Source organism: Mesorhizobium sp. WSM3224 (assembly GCF_000427725.1).
GTDB lineage: Bacteria > Pseudomonadota > Alphaproteobacteria > Rhizobiales > Rhizobiaceae > Mesorhizobium.
The window spans coordinates 139,155-162,595 of record NZ_ATYO01000008.1 but is presented as its reverse complement, the minus strand read 5'-3'; the positions used below and the strand labels follow the sequence as shown (position 1 = coordinate 162,595).

Below are 23,441 nucleotides of genomic sequence, written 5' to 3'. Positions count from 1 at the left end.
CGCCGGCACGCGAATCCCGCCGCTCAGCCGGCGTCGCGGACCCTGGTCAAAGCCACAGAAAGCTTCTCTTGCGCCTCGCGGTATTCGGCGAGTTTCTCGCGCTCGGCCCCGACCACTTCTTCCGGCGCGTTGGCGACGAACTTTTCGTTCGAAAGCTTCTTGTGCAGGCGCGCGATCTCTTCGGTCACCTTGGCCAGTTCCTTCTGCAGCCGCGCGGCCTCTGCCTGGAGGTCGATCAAGCTGCCGAGCGGCAGGCTCACCGTCGCCTCGTTGAGCACGATCTGGGCCGAGCCCTTGGGCGGCGCATCGACGAGCGCAATATCGCCGACGCGCGCCAGCCGCTTGATCGCCTGGGCGTGACGCTCCAGCCGCTCCTGCGTGAGGGTGTTGGCGCCGATCACCATCAGCGGCGCGATCGCCGCTGGCGGCACGTTCATTTCCGAACGCACCGAGCGGATGCCCGAAACCAGATCGACCAGCCAGTTGATGTCGCCGGCCGCCTCGTCGTCCTCGAAGTCCGGCGACGGCCAGGCGGCATGGCAAAGCAGCGAGGAGCGCTCCTTGCCCTCGCCCGCGGTCTGCGCCCACAACTCCTCGGTCATGAACGGCATCATCGGGTGCAGAAGCTTGTAGATCTCGTCCAGAACGAAGGCGACACAGGCCCGGCTCTCGGCCTTGGCGGCCTCGTCCGTGCCCATGAACACCGGCTTCAGCAGTTCCAGGTACCAGTCGCAGAACAGGTTCCAGACGAAGCGGTAGGCCGCTCCCGCCGCCTCGTTGAAACGATAGCTGGTGATGCCCTCGGTGACCGCGCGCGCCGCCCGCGTCAGTTCCGTCAGGATCCAGCGGTTGACCGGCAGCTTGGCGTCGTTCAGCCAGAACTCGTCGTTGCGCGCCACCTCGTTCATCTCGGCGAAGCGCGTCGCGTTCCACAGCTTGGTGCCGAAATTGCGGTAGCCGGCGATGCGCGCCGGATCGAGCTTCACGTCGCGGCCCTGCGCCGCCATCACGGTCAGCGTGAAGCGCAGCGCATCGGCGCCATATTCGTCGATCAGCTCGAGCGGATCGATGACGTTGCCTTTCGACTTCGACATCTTCTGCCCGTTCTTGTCGCGCACCAGCGCGTGCACATAGACGGTGTGGAACGGCTCCTCGTGCATGAAATGCAGGCCCATCATCATCATGCGGGCGACCCAGAAGAAGATGATGTCGAACCCGGTCACCAGCACGTCGGTCTGGTAATAGGTCTTGAGCTCCGGCGTCTGGTCGGGCCAGCCGAGCGTCGAGAACGGCCAAAGCGCCGAGGAGAACCAGGTGTCGAGCACATCCTCGTCGCGGGTCAGGATTTCGCCCGGCTGGAAATTCTCCAGCCTGTCCTCGACCCAGGCCTTCCACGGCCCTTCCAGCGCCAGGTAATATTCAATGGCGGCGGCAAGCGCCTCTTCCTCGGTCTTTTCGACGAAGACACGTCCGTCCGGCCCGTACCAGGCCGGGATCTGGTGACCCCACCAGAGCTGGCGCGAAATGCACCAGGGCTGGATGTTTTCCATCCAGTCGAAATAGGTCTTTTCCCAGTTCTTCGGCACGAAATTGGTACGGCCCTCGCGCACCGAGGCAATCGCCGGCTTGGCGAGTTCGGCGGCGTTGGCATACCATTGCTCGGTCAGGAACGGCTCGATCGGCACCCCGCCGCGGTCGCCATGCGGCACCGTGTGGCGATGCGGCTCGACCTTGTCGAGGAACCCGCCCGCCTCCATCAGCTCGACGATCTTCTTGCGCGCGGCGAAACGGTCGAGCCCGTCGAGTTCGTCCCAGACGGCCTGGCGCTCCGGCGTAACCTCGAGACCGGCGAGGAAATCCTCATTGTCCTTCAGCTTGACGGCCGCTTCGACCGTCAGGATGTTGATCGCCGGCAGCTTGTGGCGCTTGCCGACCTCGAAATCGTTGAAGTCATGCGCCGGCGTGATCTTGACCGCGCCGGACCCTTTTTCCGGATCGGAATACTCGTCGGTGACAATCGGTATCTTGCGGCCGACGATCGGCAGCACGACGTTGCGGCCGACCAGATCGGTGAAGCGCTCGTCGTCGGGATGCACGGCCACGGCCGTGTCGCCGAGCATCGTCTCGGGGCGCGTCGTCGCGACCGTGATGAAGGTCTTAGGATTCTGCGGGTCGAACGCCTCGCCTTCGATCGGATAACGGAAGTGCCAGAGATTGCCGTTGACCTCGTGCTGCTCGACCTCGAGGTCGGAAATGGCGGTGAGCAGCTTCGGGTCCCAGTTCACAAGGCGCTTGTCCTTGTAGATGAGGCCTTCCTTGTAGAGCGTGACGAAGACTTCCAGCACCGCCTTGGACAGGCCTTCGTCCATGGTGAAGCGTTCGCGCGACCAATCCGCCGAGGCGCCGAGCCGCTTCAGCTGGTTGAAGATCGCGCCGCCGGATTCGGCCTTCCACTCCCAGACTTTCTCGATGAACTGCTCACGCGTGAGATCGCGGCGGTGGATCTGCTTTTCCATGAGCTGGCGCTCGACCACCATCTGCGTGGCGATGCCGGCATGGTCCATGCCGGGCTGCCAAAGCACGTTCTTGCCGCGCATGCGCTCGAAGCGCACGAGAATGTCCTGCAGCGTGTTGTTGAGCGCATGCCCCATATGCAGCGAACCGGTGACGTTCGGCGGCGGGATGACGATGGTGAAGGCTTCGGCCCCCTCCTCCGCGCCCGCGCCGGCCCGGAAGGCATCGGCCTCTTCCCAGATTTTGGCGATCTTCGGCTCGACGGTTTTGGCGTCGTAGGTCTTTTCAAGCATGGAGGAAGTCCGAACTGTCGGGAACAAGCGTCCGGTGTAAATCGGAAGGCCTTGGCCGAGTCAACCGCGAGAGCAGCGATCGCTCCCACAGATAGGCCTGTGCGCGACCAGCGGCAATGCCGGACGAGCGGCGCCGACCGAGCGGGCAGCACCGCTCCCCCGAGCAGTTGAACGAAAGCACCGCCCCGAAGGCGGTGCTTTTCGGCCTGCGTATTGCGGCAGCCTACTGCGCCCCGCGCGCCACGCGCTCGATCTCCTCGCGCACCAGCCTTTCGACCAGCGTCGGCAGGTTGTTGTCGAGCCAATCCTGCAGCATGGGCCGCAGCATCTCCTCGGCCATTTCATCGAAGCTCTTCTTGCCGCGGCTGGCAAAAGCGTCGGAAAGCTCGCCAAAGGCGGCGGCAACCTGCCTGCCCGTATGCTCGGAAAGGATCGCAGGTCGAGCCGGCTGAACCTCCGGTGCGGATGCCTGGGGAGCGCCGGCATGCGCGGAAGCCTCCGCCGTCGGCTCTTCTTCCTCGATCTCCACCCGCTGCGCGGCTTCCGGGGTCCGGACGGCCGGTTTCGCGGTGACCGTGCTGCCGCCTGCTGCCGCGATTTCCCGCCGCCAATCGGCAACAATGGTCTCGGCGTTCTGCGGTGCGTTTGCCGCGGCGGGCTTGCTCGCGGCCACCGGCGCACTCGACTCGGCAGCGCTCCTGGCCCCGACCTCCGCCAGCGTCGTCGGCGCGGCTTTCACCGGCTCGGGGCGAGCCTCGGCGCGTGCAGGCACCGGATCGGCCACTGCAAGCTGGGCCTGGACTTCCGCCAGCGTCACCGGCTTGCGGGGGCCGGCATCGGCATGCAATTCGGAACGAAAGGCGTCGACCTCGACATTTGGCAAAGTAGCGGGGGGCACGGCAACCGCGGCGGCCGGTTCCAAATCCTGGCGCAGATCACCGGCCTCGGCCGGCTGCTTGCGCCCGGTGTCGCTGTCTTCGATAATCCTTCGGATGGAAGCCAGTATCTCTTCCATGGAAGGTTCGCGCTGCGCGCTGCTTGCCGTCGCCATCGTCACATCCGCCGCCCTAGTGACCTGGTCAAGAACTGACCTGTTCAAGAATTCCGGTCCTGCCCGGGCCGGAATTCGAATCAATATCGACAGCGTAACCGACCGATGGGCATCCGAGAATCCCCAATCTGGGTACTCCTTGGATTTCAACAGATTAGGCGCCGTGCGGCCCGATGAGCCGCGCCGTCCACAAAGACAAACGCCGCGCGTCCATGGGACACGCGGCGTTCGCCGGAAGCCGGTATTCGGAAATCAGCGCCCGTCAGGCGTGCGCAGGCCGTACCATTTGTCCTTGACGGCGTTGTAATGCTCTTCTGGCTTGTACTTGGTGACCCCCAAGCCAAGACGATCGACCGACAGCCGGCCTATCGCCGACAGGATGGCGTAGCTCGCCACGACCACGTCGCGCTCGGAGCTCGCCTGGTTGATCTTGGCGGTGATGACCGCGTTCTGCGCGTTCAACACGTCGAGCGTGGTGCGCTGGCCGACATTGCGCTCCTCGATGACACCGTTGAGCGCCAGTTGCGCGGCATCGATCACCTGCCTGTTGGCATCCACGCTTTCGCGCGCGGCGACATATTGCGTCCAAGCCGACACAACGGCCTGGCGCACCTGGTCGCGGCTGACATCGACCTGGATACGGGCCTGGCTCAGCGATTCCTTGCCTTGCCGCACCAGCGCCGAGGTCCTGCCGCCCGAATAGATCGGAATGGTCAGCGTGGCGCCGATATTGGCTGAGGTCGAGGTGCCGTTGGTGCCCCTGATATCAGGAGCGGAGTGGCTGTAATTGTCTGAAATGCCGGCGGAGGCCGTCACTTGCGGCAGCAGCGCGCCTTCCGAGGATTTCACCGAGAACGCCGCCGCATCGACCAGATGCTGCGTGGCAAGGATGGCCGGATGTTCGGCGGAAGCAACGGTCAGGGCCGAATCGACGCTCCCCGGCAACAGCTTACCCAGCGGCGAGGCCGCCTTGAGCTTGCCCGGCTCGTCGCCGACGATCTGGTGATAGGTGGCGGCGCTCGCCAGCGCCGTCGCGCGGGCGGCGCTCAACTGCGCCACGGCCGTGGCGCGCGAGGCATCGGCCTGGGCGACGTCGGTGCGGGTGCCTTCGCCGACCTCGAAACGCGAGCGGGCGGCGCGCGCCTGCTCGGTCAGGAATTGCAGGTTCTGCGCGGTCAGAGCCGCGACCTGGCGGTCGCGAATCACATCCATATAGGCGCTCGCCGCGTTGAACAGGATGTTCTCTTCGGTGTTGCGCAGGCTTTCGACCGAAGCCTTCACCTGCGATTCGGCGGCGGCGACGTTGTTCCTGGTCTGAAAGCCGTCGAACAGCGTCTGGTTGATCTGCACGCCGAAACTGCCCGTGGTTATGTTCTGGGTGGCGCCCTGCGCGTGGGTGCTGGTGTAGTCGATGCTGCTCGAACCCGTGACGGTCGGGCGCCAGCCCGACTTGGCGATGGCCACGCCTTCATCGGTGACACGCACGCCGGCGCGGGCGGCGTTGAGCTGCGAATTGTACTGGTAGGCTTTGGCGAGAGCGCCCGTAATGGTCTCGGCGGAGGCGGCCAACGGCGACAGCGCCGTGGCGGAAACGAGGATAGCTGCTAAAATTCTCTTGCGTACGGACGGCACGTTATATCCCTCATTCGTTTTGCATGGGAACCACGCCACGTCAGCCCACCCTTACAGATCAGCCGGCGCCGCGTTGTTTATCGTTCCCCCGCTGACGGCATCCCGATAACTCCCGGTTAACCAATCAGCAACGACTGTTCGGCGCAAGCGACCATGTAAGTGCCTTCGCTGCAAGGCAAAAACGCTCAGAATTCAAACGCGTGAGCACGTTCGAAGCCCGGTAGTGGCTTAATTGCCGCATTAAAGGCCCGTCTTCCGGTTACAACCCCCCCTGCCTTGAAAAACAGCCGGGCCACGCCAGAGTTGCCGCGTCCTTCGACTGCAACCAGGCGTCCTTCTTCCGCGAGCTGGTCGAGCAGCGCCGGCGGCACTTCCTCGACGCTGCCGCCGATGAAGATGACGTTGTAAGGTCCGTTGGCGGCGTGTCCCTGCGGCAGCGGTCCGGTCACCACCGTGACATTCTGGCAGCCAAGGCTGGAGAGCGTGGTTTTCGCGGCCTCCGCCAGCGCGGGATCGCTCTCCAGCGCTACGACTGAACGCGCAAGCCGGGACAGCAGCGCCGCGCAATAGCCGGTGCCGCAACCGACGTCGAGCACCGAATCGCCGGCGTCGATTTCAGCCAGCTGCAGCAGCTTGGCGAGCGGCGACGGCTCCATAAGGTAGCGCGCGCCGGCGCCATTGGCGCCATCCGAGATGCGGATGTCTTCGTCGATATAGGCCAGATCCTGCTGTCCAGGGCCGACAAAGGCCTCGCGCGGGACGGCGAGCATGGCTTCGATGAGCGGCGCGCTGGTTACATCGGTGGTGCGGACCTGGCCGTCGACCATTTTCACGCGGCGTTCGGAGAAATCAGCGCTCATGTCCCAACAATCCGCTCCCCGCGCCAAATGCGCGGCTAAATTTCGACCGGAACCCCGCTCCGGCGCGGTTGCGCTGGAGCCCGCAAGCATCTGGAGGCCTCGCCCGGAATCGAACCGGGGTGCAAGGATTTGCAGTCCTCTGCGTAACCACTCCGCCACGAGGCCTCGCAATGCTCCCGGCGTTCCGAGCGAACTCATTATGTTGGTGCTCAAAGGTCGTCAAGCGCCCGCGCGTCATTCCCGACGCTTTCATATGGAGCGGCGAAAGTGGTGCTTACCAATCGGTTGAGACGGGTTCGGCATCGCTGCGGCGCAGCCGCCGAGGCTCTCAGTCGGGCCGGCGCCGGCGCTCCCACCAGATGACGAAACGCCGCCGGTGGCGCCGGATCATCGCGAATTCATAGGACAGAACCAGGAGACCGAGCGGAACCATCCAGAAACCGAGAATCGGCAGAAAGCCCAGAAGCCCGCCAAGGGTAAGCAGCATGCCGATCGCGATTCGCCAGCCGCGTGACCGGGGCATGGCGAATTCGCGGCCGAAAACCGTGATCTTCCGCGCCGGGGCGCTGTTGTCGTCCGCTGCCGTCATTCAAAACCAATCCCATCTGCTGGCGAAGCCATACCAAAAGGCGACAACCGACCGCTTTGTTCCGTGCCGGTGTGAAGCCCTTCATATGTGGGCATGCCGAAACGATGCCACAAATAGCCGCATTAAAAACTGGAGAAAAATTGCGAATTGCTTCTTTGCAAAGGTGAAAGGTGTTTGCTATAGGCTGCGCCACTCACATCAGAGCCTCCGTTCCCCGGTAGCTCAGTGGTAGAGCAACCGGCTGTTAACCGGTTGGTCGCTGGTTCGAATCCGGCCCGGGGAGCCAAGTTTTCCAAGCACCTAGCATAACGCGAAAAGGCCGAAAAATCGGCTGATGTACGGTATATGTACGGCGATCTAGGATGCAAAGCCCGCCACCATGGCAGCGGGCCACCAGCCAACCCGAGGATTGACCGTTCAGTTTATCGGCGAATGCGACTTGCCTAGGAGCCGGTCCGCTGCTTCCCGTAGGAGAACGTGGCGAACATTGCATAAGTCACGGCTTATGAGCAAAGTTTTAGCCCACCGCCCCATTCACGGCAGCGGTGGGCACCCCATGCAAAGCAAGGGGCATAGCCAGGGGAGAGGTGCGGCCGCCCCCCGAGCTATACCCGGTGACTTTGCAAGATCTGCGCCATGGATATTTTCCCAATATGAGACAGTCCATCCCCACGGTACTAATTAGGACGTACTAATACACGCATTGCTTGTCCGGCCTACCTCGTTGTGCAGCCTATGGATGGCCGGGGCGGGAGTATAATCGCCTTCAGCCGGCGCCATGTATCGTGTGCCCCCCGCCGGCCAGGGCCCGGCTCGTGCTGCACGCTTCCCCCCGTAGCCGGCCGGGCCGCTGCACTATGGCAAGGCGTCCAGCGTCTGCGCTTCTCAGGCGTCAGGCGTGATTGATGAACTACAGGTTCCGATCCTCTCGACCGGCGCCGCGACACTCGTGACAGAAGATCACCTTGATCAGATTCCAGTGCAAACACCCATGATCCGGCCCGAGCCGCTTCACCAGTTCGGCAACGTCCAGGGTCGCCTTGCGCTTGCAGATGAGGCAGTCCACCGGCAGGCCCGTTCCGGCCTGCAGCTTCTTGCCTAGCCCTGCTGCCAAGAGGGTACGCGATCACACCATGTCCAAACGACCTAATTTAGCCAATCTGAATGTGCGGCGGACTCACGGTTCGCCAGGCCGGCGCCCGCTTTCAGGCAATCTCCCCAACGAGAGGCGCCGGCCACCTTAGCCCGTTGCGGGTGGTGGTGGCACATCCGCAGCGGGCTATCGGAGCGGGGCCTTTTCATTGCTCGCGAACATGGTGAGACTGGTGACGCGCTACGTCCCGCCAAAGCGGAAGACGCCACTAAAAGGAGCCCGCCACCATACGGCGGCGGGCGAGCGATGGTCTGAGGCTCGTCCCCACCAAGAACGAGCGCAGGCATCGTGCAACGGAAGGCAGCGCTCGCGCCAACATTATTATATTAGCAATTGCTTGCATTCAGACTAAAGCAGGATCATGCTTAGGGCTTCCGTTTGGGAGGTGGTCCGATGCGACCGGTTCTCTTCATCATCGCCGCCATTGCGGCGTTCTTCGTTTGGGACGGATTCGCCAACAAGAGCGCTTATAGAATTGCGTTTGTGAAAAACCTTGAGCAAGCCGAGACCTTCCCGGGCATGGTCAAAGTTTCTTGGAACTAGGTCCGCGGGAAAGCACCTGTCGGCGCCATGATTGAGCCGTTCAGGCCTGCTCCTTCGGTTCTGCCTTGGCAAAGCGAGTTGACGCTCGCCCAACTCGTCGGATGCGCCGGCAAACTCGGTGAAGAATTGCTGCACCATCGCCGCCGGCAGAGCAAAGCGATGGATCGAACTGTCAGACCCAGACGAAGACATTCCTTCCGGGCATTCTTTGCGCTTCCTCCGCGCGCGGGGCAATCAGAGCCCAAGAGGCCAGTCGGCCCTTGGCAGTCTTATCGGCGGCCGATCAGGCTTGACCAATGCAGCCTCGACCAACTCGGCCGCGGCCTTCAGGACCAGATCGGCACCGTCGTTGATTTGGTCGAGGCGCTTGATTACCCGGTCATGCAAAAGCAAAAGGCGCGCGGCTCGGTGAAGAGCGGCTCGCCTTTCGCCATCTCGATCCAATGGTTCAAAACGCATAACAGCATCTACTCGAAACGCAGTGGTAGTGACGGCTACCGTCGCTCAGATCGATCATGCCGACGACATCGCCATATGGCTGTCAGCCACACACAAATGGCGTACTCGGCCACAGCCACAGTCGAGGCACACTGCACATTCTCTTTTTGGTGACTCCTGAGCGAAGTCAGCCCCGCCACGACGAGCGGGCATCACAGCGGCGGTCTTACATTAGCAGAAGGGATCGTTGACCACGGCGGTCTGTGACCTAGCTTAAAGCTCACGATGGACCGTCCAGACTCTGAAAATGGCGGAATGGCGCGCACCGTGGGAGACTCTCGGGGCGTTGAGGAATGCAGGTCGGGCTGTTCGGAGCGCCGCGCTCTTGGCGACCCGTGCTCTTGGCGACCGGGAACGGCGGCCACGGCATCTTCAAGTTCGTTTTCAAGCCGAAATCATCAGCGCCGGCATGTCTGTCAGCGCACGACCGGCGTTTCGCTATGCAACAACGAATCCGCAGCACTGGAGGACCCGAAGCAGTGACAGCTTCGAGAGTAAGCAGAGGCTTTAGCCAGCACCAAGGCTAGCACGGCGATGCCAAATCTTGCCGGAATTTACATGAACAACGCAGATCTCGCCATCCTGGGCGGGATAACGGTATTTGTATTGCTGGGCGTCTATCTTGTGCTCCGACGTATCCTTATCGCAGTGCGACAGCGACGCCTGAAACCAAATCCCTATCTGAGCGAATACAGGCCTACCCCCCTCGATGAGGTTCCCTGGGTTTGGGAGCGACCGGTCGAGCTGGCAGGCGGGCCTGCTTCTTCTCAGAGTGCCGTGCCCTCAGACCCGGACGCCCTGTCTCGGGATGCCAACCACCGTCAGTTCGGGGTGCGAATCGAGCATTTCGACATCTCCGAAGCTGGCGAGAGCTCGCCCGGGGGCCAGCCCAGTGCTATCGCTTCCACGACAAACATCGCTACGGCCTCACCGCCTCGTGTTCGCAGGCAGATCGGTCTTGCGACACGCCTGGGCGTCACCATAATCTGCCTGGTCGTGCCGCTTGGTTTTGCGATGACCAGACAAAACCAGGTCGAAAGCGCTCCCGCCATGTCGCATGCCCAGGGCGATCTTTCGCGGCCCTTCGAACTTCCGGCCAGTTCTCCAGTGGGTATGCGTGGACCAGCGCAGGCAGATGAGCGCACCCGTGTCGAATTGCTTGGCCCGGATTCCGCGGCGGCCAAGGCACAAGTCAAGGCAGCTCTTGCTCAAGCAGCCGCCGCGAGGGAATTGGCCGGACAAGAACACCGGGCGATGGAGGGCGAGCGCGCCAGGAGCGCCTCTCTGCAGAGCGCGCTCTTTGAGTCGCGCAGACAGATCGACGCGCTGAAGACAAGCATGGCAGCCGCCGACAACGCCAACGAGGAGCGTTTGCGCAACGAACTCGCGGCAGCTCGCACACTCGACGCATTGCGGTGGATTGCTCAAGACGCCCGTGCGTTGCTGGGCAAAACCATGAACTATGTGTTTGTCCAGATGCCTGCTGCTCGCCTTGAACGTCAGCGAACCGAACAGATGGCGCGCGACCTATCGCAAGCGCGGGAGCAAATTGAACAGCTCGAGGACAAGGCCACCGCGGACCGCGCCAGAGCCGAGGTTTCGCTGGCGCAAGCGAGCGGAATGCTCGACGAGGAGCGCCGGAAGTCGGCGGATCTTCGTGGCAACCTCGCTGAAATGCAGCAGACCAGGGCCGCAGCCGCGGATATGACTGAGCGGGAACGGACCGGTGCAGCCACAGCGAGAGCGCGTGCCGACCAGACCGCTGCCGAGACGGCGCAGACCCTGGCACGAGAGCGCGCTGCAACAGCCTCGACCCACGAAGATCTCAACAAGGCCCGCCTCGAGCGCGACGCGGCTGAACAGGAACGAACCAGGGCTGTCTCGGCCAAACAACGTGCCGAGCAGACCGTGGCCGAGACCGCGCAGGCTCTGGCACGAGAGCGCGCTGCAACAGCCTCGACCCGTGAAGATCTCAACAAGGCCCGCCTCGAGCGCGACGCGGCTGAGCAGGAACGAACCAAAGCAGTCACAGCCAGAGAACGTGCCGAGCAGACCGCGGCCGAGACGGCGCAGGCCCAGGCACGGGAACGCGCTGTATCAGCCGAGGACCTCAATAAAGCCCGTCTCGGCGCGGCCCAGGCACTTTTGGGACAGGTCACCAGGCTGAACGAGGCCCTGGACCAGCAACGTGAATCCACCGTTTCTCTAGCTCGCGACCTGGCCGCCGCGCGCGCGGACAATGACCGACTTAGGGCTGACCGCCGTAGCGCGCAGATCGAGCCGCCGCTGAAGCCGCGCTCCGGCCGTCCATCGGCGGGCACGGGCCAAGTCAAGGCTGTCAGCCAGAAGACCACGCGCAGCAAGGCTCGCAACCCGTCGCGGGTGATCCGCGTGCGTTCTATCACGCTTCCCTTTTCGCTCCGGCCGAGCCACTCGACGTTGGATTGAGTTCCAAACGAGTGCCCCCGCAGCCTCTTGCAACCACACTTGAGGCAGCAAGAGACCACCACGTGGTCTCTTGCTGTGAAAACCGGGAGCAGGCGGGATGAATTCGACTTCGTCGGCGCCGCGCTGTGCGCTACGTCAGCCCGATCACGCTGCCTTTCGCGTTCAATTTGCACCCGACCGACGCCTGACGCGTCTCCACGCTGTCTTGACGTACATAGTCGATGCTGACCTGAACGGGGGCCGAGATCGTATGTCGGCTTAACTGATGCATGGAACCTGCGCTGACGACGCGCACACTGGCCGCGCCAAACGGGGCGGCGGCCTGCTCGATTGCGTCATGGCAGGCGCCAACCACGTCATCGGGAACGCCCGGCGCCGCTTCGATCGGATTGACCGCTGGTGGAATGATGTTGTCTTCAGGAGGCTGCAGGGCGGGCGGGAGGTCGAGCGACCCTCCGCCGTCTGCGGACGGGGCGACAGCCGTGGTTGGTGCCACTGCCCCCGTTGTAATGGTGCTGATCCCATCATCGTCCGACGGTGGATCGCTGGTGGGGTCGCCGGGATCGCCAAGTCCTTTGTGCGGGCTGCCATTGTGGCCCTCGTCGTTGTGGCTGCCAGGGTCATGACCGCCGTCCCCACCATGATTGCCGCCACCGTCATGCCCTCCGCCGTGCTGGCCGCCGGCTGCGGCCCCTGCACAAGCTATCGCGATCGAGCAGGCAAATGCCAAATATGCCAAGCTGGCTCCAGGGGATTGACGCATGGCAGCCTCCAAAAAAATGCGTCGGCTCAGCCGTCCTTCCGCGGCATGCGGTCAGAACGTCGGAAACCGCCGCTGCCCCCAAGCAAACTTGCGACTACGGCGCCCACGGGATTAACTAGTCGATGAATCCGGCGTATCAAGGACATGCATCACGATGGCCGGCATCACCCACCGCCCGATGATTTCACAAGGCGGTCATGGGCAATCATCCTCTGGAGCGATGGCGTCCTGGACCCTTGAAGCCACCGGCCTCCAGTTGGAGCGCGCCGTCCTTCCGGCCCTAGGCATCCTGAATGTCCAAAAACTGGCGCGCGACCGTCTGGCCCGACTAGCCGTTGGATAAGTCAAGCTGCCTCGCGGCAAGTGGACCATGCGGGCTATGTCGCCGAAATAGTGCCACCGTCGGACCCAGTTCCTTGACGAGGCTTCGCACCCGTTCGTGCCCTAGCTGTCGAGACCCCAAAGCTGCGGGTTCCGTTTGAAATACTCGGTCAGCATTTCCGTGAGCACACGCACTTTCCGCGTCGGATGCTGACCCGGCGGGCGTACGATATACGTGGCCCCCGGAGGTACCGGATAGCGTGTCATGATCGGGACCAGCGCGCCGGAGGCCACATATTCATGTGTGATGCAATCGGGCAGCCAGGCGATGCCGAGACCTGCCGCCGCCGCCGCGGCCAGCGCCGTGGCACTGTCGGCCTTGAACCGGCCCTGCGGCTGGACTGTGACAATCTTGCTGCCATCCATGAACTGCCAGGCTTCTGTTCCCTGCATGAGGGCCTGATGGGTGACGAGTTCGTCCAGGGTCTCGGGTGACCGGTGCGCCTCGATATAATCTGGGCTTGCGACGAGCTTTCCATGGATCGGCCCAACGCGCTTCGCGATCAAGTTGGAGTCCTGAAGGTAGGCGCCCCGGATCGCGCAATCGAAACCCTCCGCAATGAGATCGACGAAGCGATCGCTGTAGGAGGTATGGATTTGAAGCTTCGGATGTAGCCGCGCCATTTCCGCGAGCACCGGGGCGAAGTGGGTTGGGCCGAAAGTAAGCGGCATGGCAACCCTCAGGCGGCCGCGAAGGTCGCCGGTCGGGAGGATCGTTTCCCTGGCTGTGTCGATCTCGGCGCTGGCCCGGGCCGCATGGTCCCTGAACGTGATCCCCGCCTCGGTGAGAGCGGCGCCGCGGGTCGTTCGTGCAAGAAGCTGGGCGCCAAGTTCCGCTTCAATCCGAAAGAGCCGCCGGCTGACGATTGACTTGGAGACGCCGAGCCGGCGCGCGGCCGCCGATACGCCTCCTGCATCGGCCACAGCGACGAATGTCTGCAGATCTTCGATGTCCAATTCGGTGTTCCCCGTTTCGCGACACAGCTTGCCTGACTATGGCGCTACCGTGTCACCAAAAGGAACAGCAAATTGCGTCCAGGCAACGTCGCCAGCTGGCGCATGTCTCCCTTGAACCCATCGCCGTCCATGGCGCAGAGAAAGGAAGTCTTGATGACCCCCCGTAACGGCCTCGATTCGCTTCTTCGTCCCGAAGATTCCGTCCTCGTCCTGATTGACCATCAGCCCTATCAGCTGGCCAATCTGAACAGCCACGACCCGCACATGGTGGTCAACAACACGACCGCGCTGGCGAAGCTGGCAAAAGCCTTCAATGTTCCGACGATTCTCACCAGCGTGATCGCGGCGCGCGGTGGACTTCTCTTTAAGCACATCACCGACGTGTTTCCGGACCAGGAAGTCATCGATCGCACCTGGGTGAACACCTGGCAGGACGAGAATGTGGTGAGCGTCGTCAAGGCGACCGGCCGCAAGCAGCTGATCATCGCCGGCCTGTGGACCGAGGTCTGCGTCGCAATGCCTGTCATCCAGGCCGCCGGCGAAGGCTGGGACGTGACCGTGATCACCGACGCGTCGGGCGGGATTTCGAAGGAGTCTCACGAAGTTGCCATCCAGCGAATGATCGCGGCCGGCGCGAACGTGATGACCGTGATGGCGCTCGCTGGCGAATGGCAACGCGATTGGGCGCGCACCGAGCATGTCGAGGAACTGACCGAGGTTCTCATCCAGCACTTCGGCGGCAGCGGCATCGCGTATCTTTGGGAGCAGCAGCTTCTCAACACGCCAGTAGCTGGCTGATCCCGGCCGGCATGGCGAGCATTTCGGTGAGGGTCGGAATCGATCCGTTTGCCGGCCATCGCCGCCCTCACCTCACAGGGAAGCCTTCTACCGAAACAAATCCGCTCATGTGCGGCGATTGCCTGTGACCCGCCCGCCGCCTTTTGAATAACTCGCGGAGTTCCTCGATGCCTCCCACCTTCGCCCTTGGCCTGCCGCTCAACCGCCGCGACGTCCTGATCTCGGCCCCGGCGCTTGCCGCAAGCTTCGCCTTTCCATTGGGTCCTGCGCGTACCGCGGGGCCTGCCACCCACGATACTCCAGAAGGAGACCACACCATGGGTTTTGTCACGACCGACGACGACGTGCGGATTTTCTACAAGGACTGGGGTCCCAAGGACGCCCAGCCTATCGTTTTTCACCATGGCTGGCCGCTCAGCTCCGACGACTGGGACGCGCAGATGCTTTTCTTCCTGTCGAAGGGCTATCGCGTCGTCGCGCATGACCGGCGCGGCCACGGACGCTCGGAGCAGGTCGCCGACGGTCACGACATCGATCACTATGCGGCCGACGCGTTTGCCGTCGCCAAAGCGCTGGATCTGAAGAGCGCGGTTCACATCGGGCATTCCACCGGTGGTGGCGAAGTGGCGCGGTACGTGGCGCGACATGGCGAACCTGCGGGCCGGGTGGCCAAGGCCGTCCTCGTCGCCGCCATTCCGCCGCTGATGCTGAAGACCGACGACAACCCCGAAGGCACGCCGATGGAGGTCTTCGACGGCTTTCGGACGGCACTGGCCAGCAACCGTGCGCAGTTCTTCCGCGACGTCCCGTCAGGCCCGTTCTACGGCTTCAACCGCGAGGGCACGACGGTCCATGAAGGCGTGATCCAGAATTGGTGGCGGCAGGGCATGATGGGTAGCGCCAAGGCGCACTACGATGGCATCAAGGCCTTCTCGCAAACCGACCAGACCGATGACCTCAAGGCGATCACCGTGCCAACGTTGGTGCTGCACGGTGAGGACGACCAGGTCGTCCCCATCGCCGCCTCGGCTTTGAAGGCGGTCAAGCTGCTGCCGCACGGCTCGCTGAAGACCTATCCGGGTTTCTCGCACGGGATGCTGACAGTGAACGCTGACGTGCTGAACGCCGACCTTCTGGAATTCGTCACGAACTGAAGCGGTTGCGGGCGGAAAGCTGCTACTACGGTGACCGTGCACTTTTTTCTTTTCCGGCTCGTGGCCACCTCGCTGCCGCCCGCGTGCGTGGCGTCCAGCCCTTGCGCTATTCCGGCGTCACCGCGGAAGGCAGAGCGAGAGTAGCGACGTTAGGCCCAATGGAGTCGGGCACTCAGTCCAAATTGCTGGTTTTCATCACGCCAAATAACGTCTTGCTGGGAAAGGCAGGGCACATGGCGGGGAAACGGGCAATTGCAGTCAAAGATTGGTCTTGCGCCACGAGTGACGAGATTGGCCGCGTGGTCTTGGCCATAAACTCGACCGAAGGTGAAACGACCTACGTTCTTATGACAATCTTCCAAGCGGCAAAGATGGCCCAGGAACTGCGGTCGCCGAAGTTGGTCCCCCGATACGACATGTAGCCATCGCTGGCCGACCGGCGCCCGCGTGGCGCCCTTTTGGGGAGCTTCATTCCTTCCCACTATTCCGATCTCCACTGGAGCAGGCTACATTACTCCTGCTTGCGCTCGGCCGCGGCTGGGGGGATGGCTTGGGGAAATACGAGGGCGCCAATCAAGCCGATCGTTGGCGAAAACGCATGAGGCAAGGTCGCCGCTGGCGCCTGTCCGCGAACGTGGTGATTTGGACATTGATCGTGCTTTTGATGACAGTCTCGATCACGCTGATAGCGACTAAAGCTGGCTGGCCCGGCTGATTGAGGAAAGAGACCGCCGCCGCCTCCCCCGCTTGGGCCAGATTCCCATAGTCATTGTGCCGGCGAATTTTGCTTTGCGGCTCTGTCGCCGTGCCATAGCTTTCCTCTTCACAACACCTTGCCGACAAGCCGCTTAACAACCGCGACAGCCGCTTCTCCGATCTCTCGGCGCTGCTCTACGATCCTCCCAAGGCCTTGCCGAAGCGATGAGCGGCCTTTGCGCGCTGGACCTGAGACCCCAAAAATTCGGCGCCGACGATATCGCGCAGACCCGCGTCGGCCATATCGAGGCTGTCACGTTCCGTTCGCCCGCGGGTTTCGACATACTCTTCGACATCACCGCTTCGGCCTGCTTCGCCCGCGCCGTCGCGGCGGTGGTCGGCCACTTCGACAGCATCATGCATAGAGGACATCCATGACCCGCCCGCAAGGAACCATCGCCCCGATCCTGACGCCGTTCGAAAACGACGGCCGCATCGCGCGCGATCTCTGGATATCCCACGCCAAATGGGTGCTCGGCCAGGGTGCGCATTTCCTGTCGCCATTCGGCACGACGGGCGAAGCGTTGTCGGTTTCCTTGCGCGAACGCATGCGGGCGCTGGAATGGCTGGTCGAGGCCGGCATCGCGCCGAACCGACTGATGCCCGGTACCGGCGTCACCGCGCTTCCCGAAACGGTGGAGCTGTCGGCACATGCCGTCGGTCTCGGTTGTGCCGCGGTCATGGTGCTGCCATCCTTCTTTTACACCGGCGCCGGCGACAACGGCCAGGCGCGCTACTACAGCGAGCTGATCGAGAAGGTGGCAAAACCTTCGATGCGCGTGATCCTCTATCACATCCCGCAGAACTCGGGCGTGCCGGTCAATCCCGCGCTGACGGCCAGGCTGAGCAAGGCGTTTCCGGAGACCGTCGTCGCCTATAAGGACAGCGCCGGCGACTGGAACAACACGGCCGCCGTCATCGCCGCCGCGCCCGACATCGCGGTCTTCCCGAGCTCGGAGGCGCAACTCACCAGGGGTCTGGCGAGCGGCGCAGCCGGCTGCATTTCGGCGACCGTCAACCTGAACGCCGCCGCCATCCGCCGCCTCTACGACGCAGCTTGCAAAGGCGAGGACATCGCCGAGGCGGATGCCGCCGTCAAGGCGTTCCGGAAGGTGATCCAGGACGCCGGCCTCATTCCGGCGATGAAGGCGGTGCTCGCGGTCAAATCCGGCGACCGGCGCTGGCTGAACCTGCGCGCGCCGCATGAAAATGTGACACTGGAAAGCGGCCAGGCTCTGCTTGCCGCGCTCGGCAGCGCCGCCGACCACATCGGCCATAGCTGAGGTCGCGATGTCGGCGCGCCCAACCGTCATCCTGCACACCGACAAGCCGGCCGGCGCGATAGCCGTGCTGGCGGAAACACGCCAGATCGCGGTCGACCATGCCGATGATCTCATCGCCTGCAACGCGATCGCCCCGGGCAAGATCATCACCGGCAAGCCGGGCGTCGCCAACGACCCTGATGCGCTCGACTATTCGCGCCGCCGCACGCCCTGGCCGCGGCTCGGGCAGCCGGACGACGTGGCGGGCGCGGCGCTGTTTCTTGCCAGCGACATGGCCAGCTACGTCACCGGCATAAACCTGATGGTGGATGGCGGCTGGATGGCGGGCTGACGCCGACCGACGGGCCGCTGCCTGGCATCCGGCGACAGGAACCTTTGCGGAAACCGCCCGTTGACCCTGTTGCGAGGGGTCGACGATATCTGGGATCCGTTGCCTTGGACGCAAAATCTGAAAGAAAAGGGCGCGAAACCGCTCCTGCCGAAGAAGCGCGGGCCCGGCCCCGGTCCGATCGGCGGCGACGCCCGCCGAGCGGCGACAAGCCCGTCGAAAACAAGCGCAGCAACGACAAGCGAGCGCAAGACATCCAGGCGAATGACAGCCCGTCCGACGGCAACAAGCCCAGCCTGGTGAGGCGCCATCCCTTTGTAGCGGCGGCCGTCGCGATCCTTGTCTTGTTGGCGATAGCCGCCGTGGTGACCTGGTGGCTCAATGCGCGCCAATATGAATGGACCGATGACGCCTTCATCGACGCGCGTACGGTGACGGTCAGCGCGGAAATTTCCGGGCGCATCACCGATGTTGCCGTCACCGACAACCAGCCGGTCGAGGCCGGCGCCGTGCTTCTGCGCATCGACGACAGCGACTATCAGGCCTCGCTCAAGCAGGCCGTGGCAGGCGTGGTGGCGGCGCGGGCCGAGATTGCCGATGTGCAGGCGCAGATCAAAGCGCAGAACGCCAAGATCGACGCCGCGCAAAAACAGGTGGCGCAGGCGCAGGCGACGCTCGAATTCGCCAAATCCGAGGACCAGCGCAACCGCGAGCTCCTGGCCAAAGGCACGGCCACGCAACAACAGGCGCAGCAGGCCGCTTCAACCCTGCGCCAGGACCAGGCCGCGCTTGATACCGCCAACGCCAACGCCGAGGCGGCGAAAAGCCAGGTTGCGGTTCTGCAGGCACAGGTCAAGAGCGACGAGGCCAAACTGCAGCAGTCTGAGGCCGCCGAGGACCAGGCCAGGACCACCCTTACCCGAACGACCATCACGGCGCCGGTCGCCGGCCATGCCACCAACATCACGGCGGCAAAAGGCACCTATGCGCAGCCTGGTCAGGTGCTGATGATGTTCGTTCCCAAGGACGTCTGGGTGAAGGCGAACTTCAAGGAAACGCAGCTCGACCTGATGCGGCCTGGCCAGCCAGTCGATATCGCCATCGACGCCTACCCGGAAAAGGCCTTCCATGGCCGCGTCGACAGCGTCCAGGCCGGCAGCGGCACGGCGTTCAGCCTGCTCCCGGCTGAAAACGCCACCGGCAATTTCGTCAAGGTGGTGCAACGCGTGCCGGTCAAGATCGTGTTCGATGAGCCCCCCGGCGTCTATCTCGGTCCCGGCATGTCGGTGGTGCCGACGGTCAAGGTGCGATGACGGATGCGGCGACAGCCCCAGGCGGCGAGAGCCGCTCCGCCGCCGGCGGCCGCAACCCCTGGCTGATCGCGATCGTCGTCTCGATCGCGACCTTCATGCTGGTGCTCGACACCTCGATCGCCAATGTCGCGCTGCGCAACATTGCGGGCAGCCTGGCCGCCGGCATGGACGAGAGCACCTGGGTGATCACCACCTATCTGGTCGCCAACTCCGTCATCATTCCGGTCAGCGGCTGGCTCGCCAGCGTCATCGGCCGCAAGCGCTATTACATGTTTTGCGTCGCGACCTTCACACTCGCGTCGCTATTGTGCGGACTGGCCCCCAATCTCCCGACGCTGATTGCCTTCCGCATCCTGCAGGGGCTCGGTGGCGGCGGCATGGCGCCGAGCGAGCAATCGATCCTCGCCGATACTTTTCCGCCGGAGAAACGTTCACAGGCCTTCGCGCTCTACGGCATCGCCGTCATCGTCGCGCCGACGGTGGGGCCGACCATCGGCGGCTGGCTGACGGATAATTTCTCATGGCACTGGATCTTCTTCATCAATGTGCCGTTCGGCATCATGTCGCTGGCGCTGGTGCAATGGCTGGTGATCGAACCCGACATTCTCGAACGCGAGCGCCGAGGGCGACTGGACAAGGGACTGAAGGTCGACTGGATCGGCTTCATTCTGGTGGCAATGGCGCTCGGTTGCCTCGAAGTCTTTCTCGACGAGGGCCAGCGCAACGACTGGTTCGCCTCGACCTTCATCACCACCTTCGCGGTGGTCTCGGCGGTGTCGTTCCTGCTGCTCGTTCCCTGGGAATGGACCCGGCGCGATCCGGTCGTCGACGTCCGCCTGCTTTTCAGCCGGCAGTTCGGCATGTCGTTCCTGGTCATGATGGCGGTGGGCGCGGTGCTTTTCAGCACCACGCAGCTGATGCCGCAGCTGCAGCAGACGACCTTCGACTACACCGCCACCCTTTCCGGCCTGTCGATGATGCCGGGCGGCATCGCCATGCTCATGCTGATGCCGATCTCGGGCTTTGTGGCCGGTTTCGTTCAGCCGCGCTATCTCATCATGATGGGCATGTCGGTCGTCGCGGTCGCGCTCTGGCACATGAGCTCGCTGACGCCCGACGCCAGCTTCGGCTTCTTTGCCTATGCGCGCATCTTCCTGATGATCGGACTGCCGTTCCTGTTCATCCCAATCTCGACCGCCGCCTATGTCGGCCTGCCGCCGCAAAAGACCGACCAGGCATCCTCGCTGATCAATGTCGCGCGCAACATTGGCGGCAGCATCGGCGTATCGCTGTCCAACACGGTGATCGCCCAGAACGCCCAGTTCCACCAGTCGGTGCTGGTCGGCCACACCGCCCAATCGAGCGAGGCCTATCAGCAGACGCTTCGCCAGGTGACGGACCATTTCGTCGCCGAGGGCTCGCCGCTGGTCGAAGCCAGGCAGCAGGCCGTGAGCTGGATCGGGCAGGAGATCGGCCGGCAGGCGTCGCTGCTCGCCTATGTCGATGTTTTCTTCTATTGCGCTGTGGCAACGGCAGTGTTCGTGCCGCTCGCCCTGCTGCTGCGATCACCTAAGCCGGGAGCAACCAAAAGCCATGGATAATCCCGCTTGCGCCCTGTTGTCCGCCACGCCAAGCTGGCGGCAAGGGAGGACTCAATGCGCAACATCCTGGCATCGGCGCTGCTTTTGGCGGCGGCATTTTCCACGACCACCGCCAACGCGCTCGACAGTTCGGCAACACCTGTCGTCGTCACGCCGCTGGCCTCCAAGACGACAACCGCGTCCGGCCAGCCGATCACGCTGCCGCAGAAGAACGTCGAGGTCCAGGTCTCATCCTACCAGATCGCGCCAGGCGCGACCTTGCCCGTCCACAAGCACCCCTTCCCGCACTACGCCTATGTCGAGGCTGGCACGCTCAAGGTCACCAATGTCGAGACCGGGGCCAGCAATACTTACAAGACCGGCGACTTCATCGTCGAGATGATCGGTCAGTGGCACCAGGCCACCAACATCGGCACCGATCCGGTGAAGCTTCTGGTCATCGACCAGGTCGAGCAAGGCGCCAAGAACACGATCTTGAAGCAGTAACCTGACGAGCAAGGCTGTTTCACCAGCAAGGCGCCCGCCCCAAAGGCAGGCGGACGCCCGATCATCCGCTCTCAGCCCCAGGCGCCTACCGGTTGCTTGGTCGTGGCGTTCAGGCGGTTGAACGCGTTGATCAGCGCGATCTGGATCACCAGGGCGGCGAGCGCCTTGTCGTCATAGTGGCGCGCGGCCTCGTCCCAGACATCGTCCGGCACCGCGTCGGAGCGGTCGGCAAGGCGCGTCGCGGCTTCGGTCAGCGCAAGAGCGGCGCGTTCGGGGGCCGTGAAGTAAGGCGTTTCGCGCCATGCGGACACGGCAAAAATCCGCTCGTCCTTCTCGCCGGCTTTCTTCAGCTCACGCGCATGCATGTCGACGCAAACGGCGCAGGCGTTGATCTGGCTGGCGCGAAGATGAATGAGCTTGCGCGTAACGTAAGGCACTTCGCCGGCTTCGGTCGACTTGTCGAGCGCCATGAGCGCCTGCAGCGCGCCGGGAATGAGCATCACCGGGTTCTTGATCCTTGCTTGCATCATATTTTCCTTCGTCTTTCGGGTGTGCTTCAGCGCCCCGGATGCCGCGCATCCAGGACTTGTTCTTCAGTCAGGTGTGTCAGTTATCGGCCGCCATAGACGGGCGCACGGTGGGCCTTCAGCCTTGTTTGCCAGCTACCTGCTCAAGCCGCTCGAGGATACGCGGCCAGCCGCTGCCCATGCCGACATATCCGCGCTCGTCGGCGGGCCGGAACCCCGAATGCTCCATGCGCACCCGGGTCGCCGCACCCTCGGGCGTGAGCGACCAGGTCACCAGGGTCTTCAGCCCGCTGTCGGATTCGCTTCCGTCGCCCCAGCTATAGGCCAGCAGGCGCGGCGCCTCGACTTTCAGCACCACGCAGTTCGTCGTCCCGGACCAGCCCGGCACCGGTGCCGCCCGGAAGGTGAAGCGATGCCCCTCCTCCGCCGCGAAATCGTTCTGCATGAGCCAATCGGCGACGAGTTCGGGCACGGTCAATGCGCGCCATATCTTCTCCACCGAATGCGGAATCAGCCGCTCGACAACGATCGATTTGGTTTGCGTCATAGTTGCTTCTCCTTGTCGTGGCCACGTTGCCCCCACGAAATCAATAACCCACCGGCTATGGATTTAACCCATAACCCCACAGTTATAAAACTGTCAAGCGTTGAAATGCCGCTTGGCCCAAAATAGCGGCTACCGTTCAGGCTTTCGCGCCGGCCCGCACGATGCTAGGGCTGCCCATCTCCTCGCAAGCATGGATGGAAACGGTGGCGGACACGCAAAAACCCTTGATCGAAATTTGTGTCGAAGGCATCGATGGCCTGCTTGCCGCGCAAGCCGCCGGCGCCGACCGGGTCGAGCTCTGCGCCAGCCTGATCGAGGGCGGCATCACGCCGAGCCTCGGCACGGTCCGCGCCGCACTGGAACGCGCGACCATTCCGTTTCATGTCATCGTGCGTCCGCGCGGCGGCGATTTCCTCTACAGCGAGACCGAATACCGCTCGATGCTGGCCGATGTCGAAGCGCTTCGCGAACTCGGCGTGGCCGGCGTCGTCGTCGGCTGCCTGACCGCCGACGGCGCCATCGACGAGGAACGCATGAGCGCGCTGGTTGAGGCTGCCGGCTCGCTCAACGTCACCTGCCACCGCGCTTTCGACATGACGCGCGATCCGGCCGAGGCGCTCGAAGCCTTGATCCGCTGCAAGGTCGGCCGCGTGCTGACCAGCGGCCAGCGCGACACGGCGGTCGAAGGTATCGAGCTTCTGGCTGAGCTCGTTCGCCAGGCGGGCGGGCGCATCATCATCCTCGGCTGCGGCGCCCTGGTCCCCGACATTATCGGCGAAGTGCGCAGACGGACCGGATTGACCGAGATGCATTTCGCCGCGCTCGCGGACGTGCCAAGCGCCATGCGCTACCGCAACCCGAATGTCGGCATGGGCGGCACCGACCTCGACCGCGAATACCGCAACACGGTGACCGATGAAGCCCAGGTGGCGGCGACGATCGCGGCCGTGAGAGCCTGATGACCGG

At 63.5% G+C, this 23,441-nt stretch carries 22 protein-coding genes and 2 tRNA genes; 13 read left to right on the top strand and 11 right to left on the bottom strand.

The annotated features are described in order from the left end of the window. Window positions 1-23: 23 nt before the first annotated feature. The 6 genes from YU3_RS0116230 to YU3_RS0116205 form a co-directional block, all read right to left on the bottom strand. Complete coding sequence (locus YU3_RS0116230; protein ID WP_027167245.1) at window positions 24-2,807, bottom strand: valine--tRNA ligase; 2,784 nt, start codon at window positions 2,805-2,807, stop codon at window positions 24-26. A 223-nt stretch (window positions 2,808-3,030) separates the two neighbouring features. Continuing rightward, window positions 3,031-3,858 carry a PopZ family protein gene (locus YU3_RS0116225; RefSeq protein ID WP_027167244.1) on the bottom strand — a complete coding sequence of 276 codons (828 nt, stop codon included), beginning with the start codon at window positions 3,856-3,858 and terminating at the stop codon, window positions 3,031-3,033. Between the two features lie 252 nt (window positions 3,859-4,110). Next, entirely contained in the window at window positions 4,111-5,490 is a 1,380-nt protein-coding gene (locus YU3_RS0116220; RefSeq protein WP_027167243.1) for a TolC family outer membrane protein, read from the bottom strand. A gap of 185 nt (window positions 5,491-5,675) precedes the next feature. Continuing rightward, entirely contained in the window at window positions 5,676-6,350 is a 675-nt protein-coding gene (locus YU3_RS0116215; RefSeq protein WP_027167242.1) for a protein-L-isoaspartate O-methyltransferase, read from the bottom strand. Between the two features lie 91 nt (window positions 6,351-6,441). Continuing rightward, a tRNA-Cys gene (locus tag YU3_RS0116210) sits at window positions 6,442-6,515 on the bottom strand. Between the two features lie 163 nt (window positions 6,516-6,678). Then, window positions 6,679-6,939 carry a hypothetical protein gene (locus YU3_RS0116205; RefSeq protein ID WP_027167241.1) on the bottom strand — a complete coding sequence of 87 codons (261 nt, stop codon included), beginning with the start codon at window positions 6,937-6,939 and terminating at the stop codon, window positions 6,679-6,681. Window positions 6,940-7,150: 211 nt separating this feature from the next. Here YU3_RS0116205 and YU3_RS0116200 point away from each other — a divergent pair. The 5 genes from YU3_RS0116200 to YU3_RS41670 all read left to right on the top strand — a co-directional run bounded on the left by YU3_RS0116200 (window position 7,151) and on the right by YU3_RS41670 (window position 11,581). Beyond that, window positions 7,151-7,225, top strand: a tRNA-Asn gene (locus tag YU3_RS0116200). 612 nt (window positions 7,226-7,837) lie between these two features. Further along, entirely contained in the window at window positions 7,838-8,041 is a 204-nt protein-coding gene (locus YU3_RS40620) for a hypothetical protein (protein ID WP_156913489.1), read from the top strand. 444 nt (window positions 8,042-8,485) lie between these two features. Next, on the top strand, window positions 8,486-8,635 hold the full coding sequence (locus YU3_RS40615) for a hypothetical protein (RefSeq protein ID WP_156913488.1): 150 nt from the start codon (window positions 8,486-8,488) through the stop codon (window positions 8,633-8,635). Between the two features lie 27 nt (window positions 8,636-8,662). After that, window positions 8,663-9,247, top strand: coding sequence for a hypothetical protein (locus YU3_RS40610; protein WP_156913487.1), 585 nt, complete (start codon window positions 8,663-8,665; stop codon window positions 9,245-9,247). Window positions 9,248-9,691: 444 nt separating this feature from the next. After that, a complete protein-coding gene (locus tag YU3_RS41670; protein ID WP_245273522.1) occupies window positions 9,692-11,581 on the top strand; it encodes a hypothetical protein in 1,890 nt (629 codons plus the stop codon). Between the two features lie 130 nt (window positions 11,582-11,711). Here the strand turns inward: YU3_RS41670 and YU3_RS38655 are convergent, their stop codons facing one another. Continuing rightward, window positions 11,712-12,320: a hypothetical protein gene (locus YU3_RS38655; RefSeq protein ID WP_210163527.1), complete on the bottom strand. Its 609-nt coding sequence runs from the start codon at window positions 12,318-12,320 to the stop codon at window positions 11,712-11,714. 468 nt (window positions 12,321-12,788) lie between these two features. Next, window positions 12,789-13,682: a LysR family transcriptional regulator gene (locus tag YU3_RS0116165; protein WP_027167239.1), complete on the bottom strand. Its 894-nt coding sequence runs from the start codon at window positions 13,680-13,682 to the stop codon at window positions 12,789-12,791. Between the two features lie 153 nt (window positions 13,683-13,835). Between YU3_RS0116165 and YU3_RS0116160 the strand changes: the two genes are divergently transcribed. After that, the gene (locus YU3_RS0116160) at window positions 13,836-14,480 is read left to right on the top strand and encodes a hydrolase (protein ID WP_027167238.1); all 645 of its coding nucleotides are present in this window, start codon (window positions 13,836-13,838) and stop codon (window positions 14,478-14,480) included. A 317-nt stretch (window positions 14,481-14,797) separates the two neighbouring features. Continuing rightward, a complete protein-coding gene (locus YU3_RS0116155; protein ID WP_027167237.1) occupies window positions 14,798-15,634 on the top strand; it encodes an alpha/beta fold hydrolase in 837 nt (278 codons plus the stop codon). A gap of 891 nt (window positions 15,635-16,525) precedes the next feature. On the opposite strand, the gene YU3_RS40605 is transcribed toward YU3_RS0116155, so the two are convergent. Continuing rightward, the gene (locus YU3_RS40605; protein WP_156913485.1) at window positions 16,526-16,753 is read right to left on the bottom strand and encodes a hypothetical protein; all 228 of its coding nucleotides are present in this window, start codon (window positions 16,751-16,753) and stop codon (window positions 16,526-16,528) included. 11 nt (window positions 16,754-16,764) lie between these two features. Here YU3_RS40605 and YU3_RS0116135 point away from each other — a divergent pair, with 11 nt between their 5' ends. From YU3_RS0116135 to YU3_RS0116115, 5 genes are all read left to right on the top strand, one after another. Next, a complete protein-coding gene (locus YU3_RS0116135) occupies window positions 16,765-17,673 on the top strand; it encodes a dihydrodipicolinate synthase family protein (RefSeq protein WP_027167233.1) in 909 nt (302 codons plus the stop codon). Window positions 17,674-17,680: 7 nt separating this feature from the next. Continuing rightward, window positions 17,681-18,004: an SDR family oxidoreductase gene (locus YU3_RS41270; protein ID WP_280796676.1), complete on the top strand. Its 324-nt coding sequence runs from the start codon at window positions 17,681-17,683 to the stop codon at window positions 18,002-18,004. A 104-nt stretch (window positions 18,005-18,108) separates the two neighbouring features. After that, entirely contained in the window at window positions 18,109-19,314 is a 1,206-nt protein-coding gene (locus YU3_RS0116125) for an HlyD family secretion protein (protein ID WP_027167231.1), read from the top strand. Next, on the top strand, window positions 19,311-20,915 hold the full coding sequence (locus YU3_RS0116120) for a DHA2 family efflux MFS transporter permease subunit (RefSeq protein ID WP_027167230.1): 1,605 nt from the start codon (window positions 19,311-19,313) through the stop codon (window positions 20,913-20,915). Before YU3_RS0116125 ends, YU3_RS0116120 begins: the two co-directional genes overlap by 4 nt. Before the next feature lie 54 nt (window positions 20,916-20,969). Continuing rightward, window positions 20,970-21,401: a cupin domain-containing protein gene (locus YU3_RS0116115; RefSeq protein ID WP_027167229.1), complete on the top strand. Its 432-nt coding sequence runs from the start codon at window positions 20,970-20,972 to the stop codon at window positions 21,399-21,401. A gap of 71 nt (window positions 21,402-21,472) precedes the next feature. Here the strand turns inward: YU3_RS0116115 and YU3_RS0116110 are convergent, their stop codons facing one another. Next, window positions 21,473-21,928 carry a carboxymuconolactone decarboxylase family protein gene (locus tag YU3_RS0116110; RefSeq protein WP_027167228.1) on the bottom strand — a complete coding sequence of 152 codons (456 nt, stop codon included), beginning with the start codon at window positions 21,926-21,928 and terminating at the stop codon, window positions 21,473-21,475. Between the two features lie 118 nt (window positions 21,929-22,046). After that, window positions 22,047-22,475, bottom strand: coding sequence for an SRPBCC domain-containing protein (locus YU3_RS0116105; RefSeq protein ID WP_027167227.1), 429 nt, complete (start codon window positions 22,473-22,475; stop codon window positions 22,047-22,049). Between the two features lie 161 nt (window positions 22,476-22,636). On the opposite strand from YU3_RS0116105, the gene YU3_RS0116100 reads away from it, so the two are divergent. Next, on the top strand, window positions 22,637-23,434 hold the full coding sequence (locus YU3_RS0116100) for a copper homeostasis protein CutC (protein WP_084508098.1): 798 nt from the start codon (window positions 22,637-22,639) through the stop codon (window positions 23,432-23,434). Window positions 23,435-23,441: the final 7 nt, after the last annotated feature.

Excerpts from the sequence above, each read along its gene's own strand:
- YU3_RS0116230 (WP_027167245.1), bottom strand. The coding sequence starts at position 2,807 with ATGCTTGAAAAGACCTACGACGCCAAAACCGTCGAGCCGAAGATCGCC.
- YU3_RS0116225 (WP_027167244.1), bottom strand. The coding sequence starts at position 3,858 with ATGGCGACGGCAAGCAGCGCGCAGCGCGAACCTTCCATGGAAGAGATA.
- YU3_RS0116215 (WP_027167242.1), bottom strand. The coding sequence starts at position 6,350 with ATGAGCGCTGATTTCTCCGAACGCCGCGTGAAAATGGTCGACGGCCAG.
- YU3_RS0116205 (WP_027167241.1), bottom strand. The coding sequence starts at position 6,939 with ATGACGGCAGCGGACGACAACAGCGCCCCGGCGCGGAAGATCACGGTT.
- YU3_RS40615 (WP_156913488.1), top strand. The coding sequence starts at position 8,486 with ATGCGACCGGTTCTCTTCATCATCGCCGCCATTGCGGCGTTCTTCGTT.
- YU3_RS40610 (WP_156913487.1), top strand. The coding sequence starts at position 8,663 with ATGATTGAGCCGTTCAGGCCTGCTCCTTCGGTTCTGCCTTGGCAAAGC.
- YU3_RS41670 (WP_245273522.1), top strand. The coding sequence starts at position 9,692 with ATGAACAACGCAGATCTCGCCATCCTGGGCGGGATAACGGTATTTGTA.
- YU3_RS0116160 (WP_027167238.1), top strand. The coding sequence starts at position 13,836 with ATGACCCCCCGTAACGGCCTCGATTCGCTTCTTCGTCCCGAAGATTCC.
- YU3_RS0116155 (WP_027167237.1), top strand. The coding sequence starts at position 14,798 with ATGGGTTTTGTCACGACCGACGACGACGTGCGGATTTTCTACAAGGAC.
- YU3_RS40605 (WP_156913485.1), bottom strand. The coding sequence starts at position 16,753 with ATGCATGATGCTGTCGAAGTGGCCGACCACCGCCGCGACGGCGCGGGC.
- YU3_RS0116135 (WP_027167233.1), top strand. The coding sequence starts at position 16,765 with ATGACCCGCCCGCAAGGAACCATCGCCCCGATCCTGACGCCGTTCGAA.
- YU3_RS41270 (WP_280796676.1), top strand. The coding sequence starts at position 17,681 with ATGTCGGCGCGCCCAACCGTCATCCTGCACACCGACAAGCCGGCCGGC.
- YU3_RS0116120 (WP_027167230.1), top strand. The coding sequence starts at position 19,311 with ATGACGGATGCGGCGACAGCCCCAGGCGGCGAGAGCCGCTCCGCCGCC.
- YU3_RS0116115 (WP_027167229.1), top strand. The coding sequence starts at position 20,970 with ATGCGCAACATCCTGGCATCGGCGCTGCTTTTGGCGGCGGCATTTTCC.
- YU3_RS0116110 (WP_027167228.1), bottom strand. The coding sequence starts at position 21,928 with ATGCAAGCAAGGATCAAGAACCCGGTGATGCTCATTCCCGGCGCGCTG.
- YU3_RS0116105 (WP_027167227.1), bottom strand. The coding sequence starts at position 22,475 with ATGACGCAAACCAAATCGATCGTTGTCGAGCGGCTGATTCCGCATTCG.
- YU3_RS0116100 (WP_084508098.1), top strand. The coding sequence starts at position 22,637 with ATGCTAGGGCTGCCCATCTCCTCGCAAGCATGGATGGAAACGGTGGCG.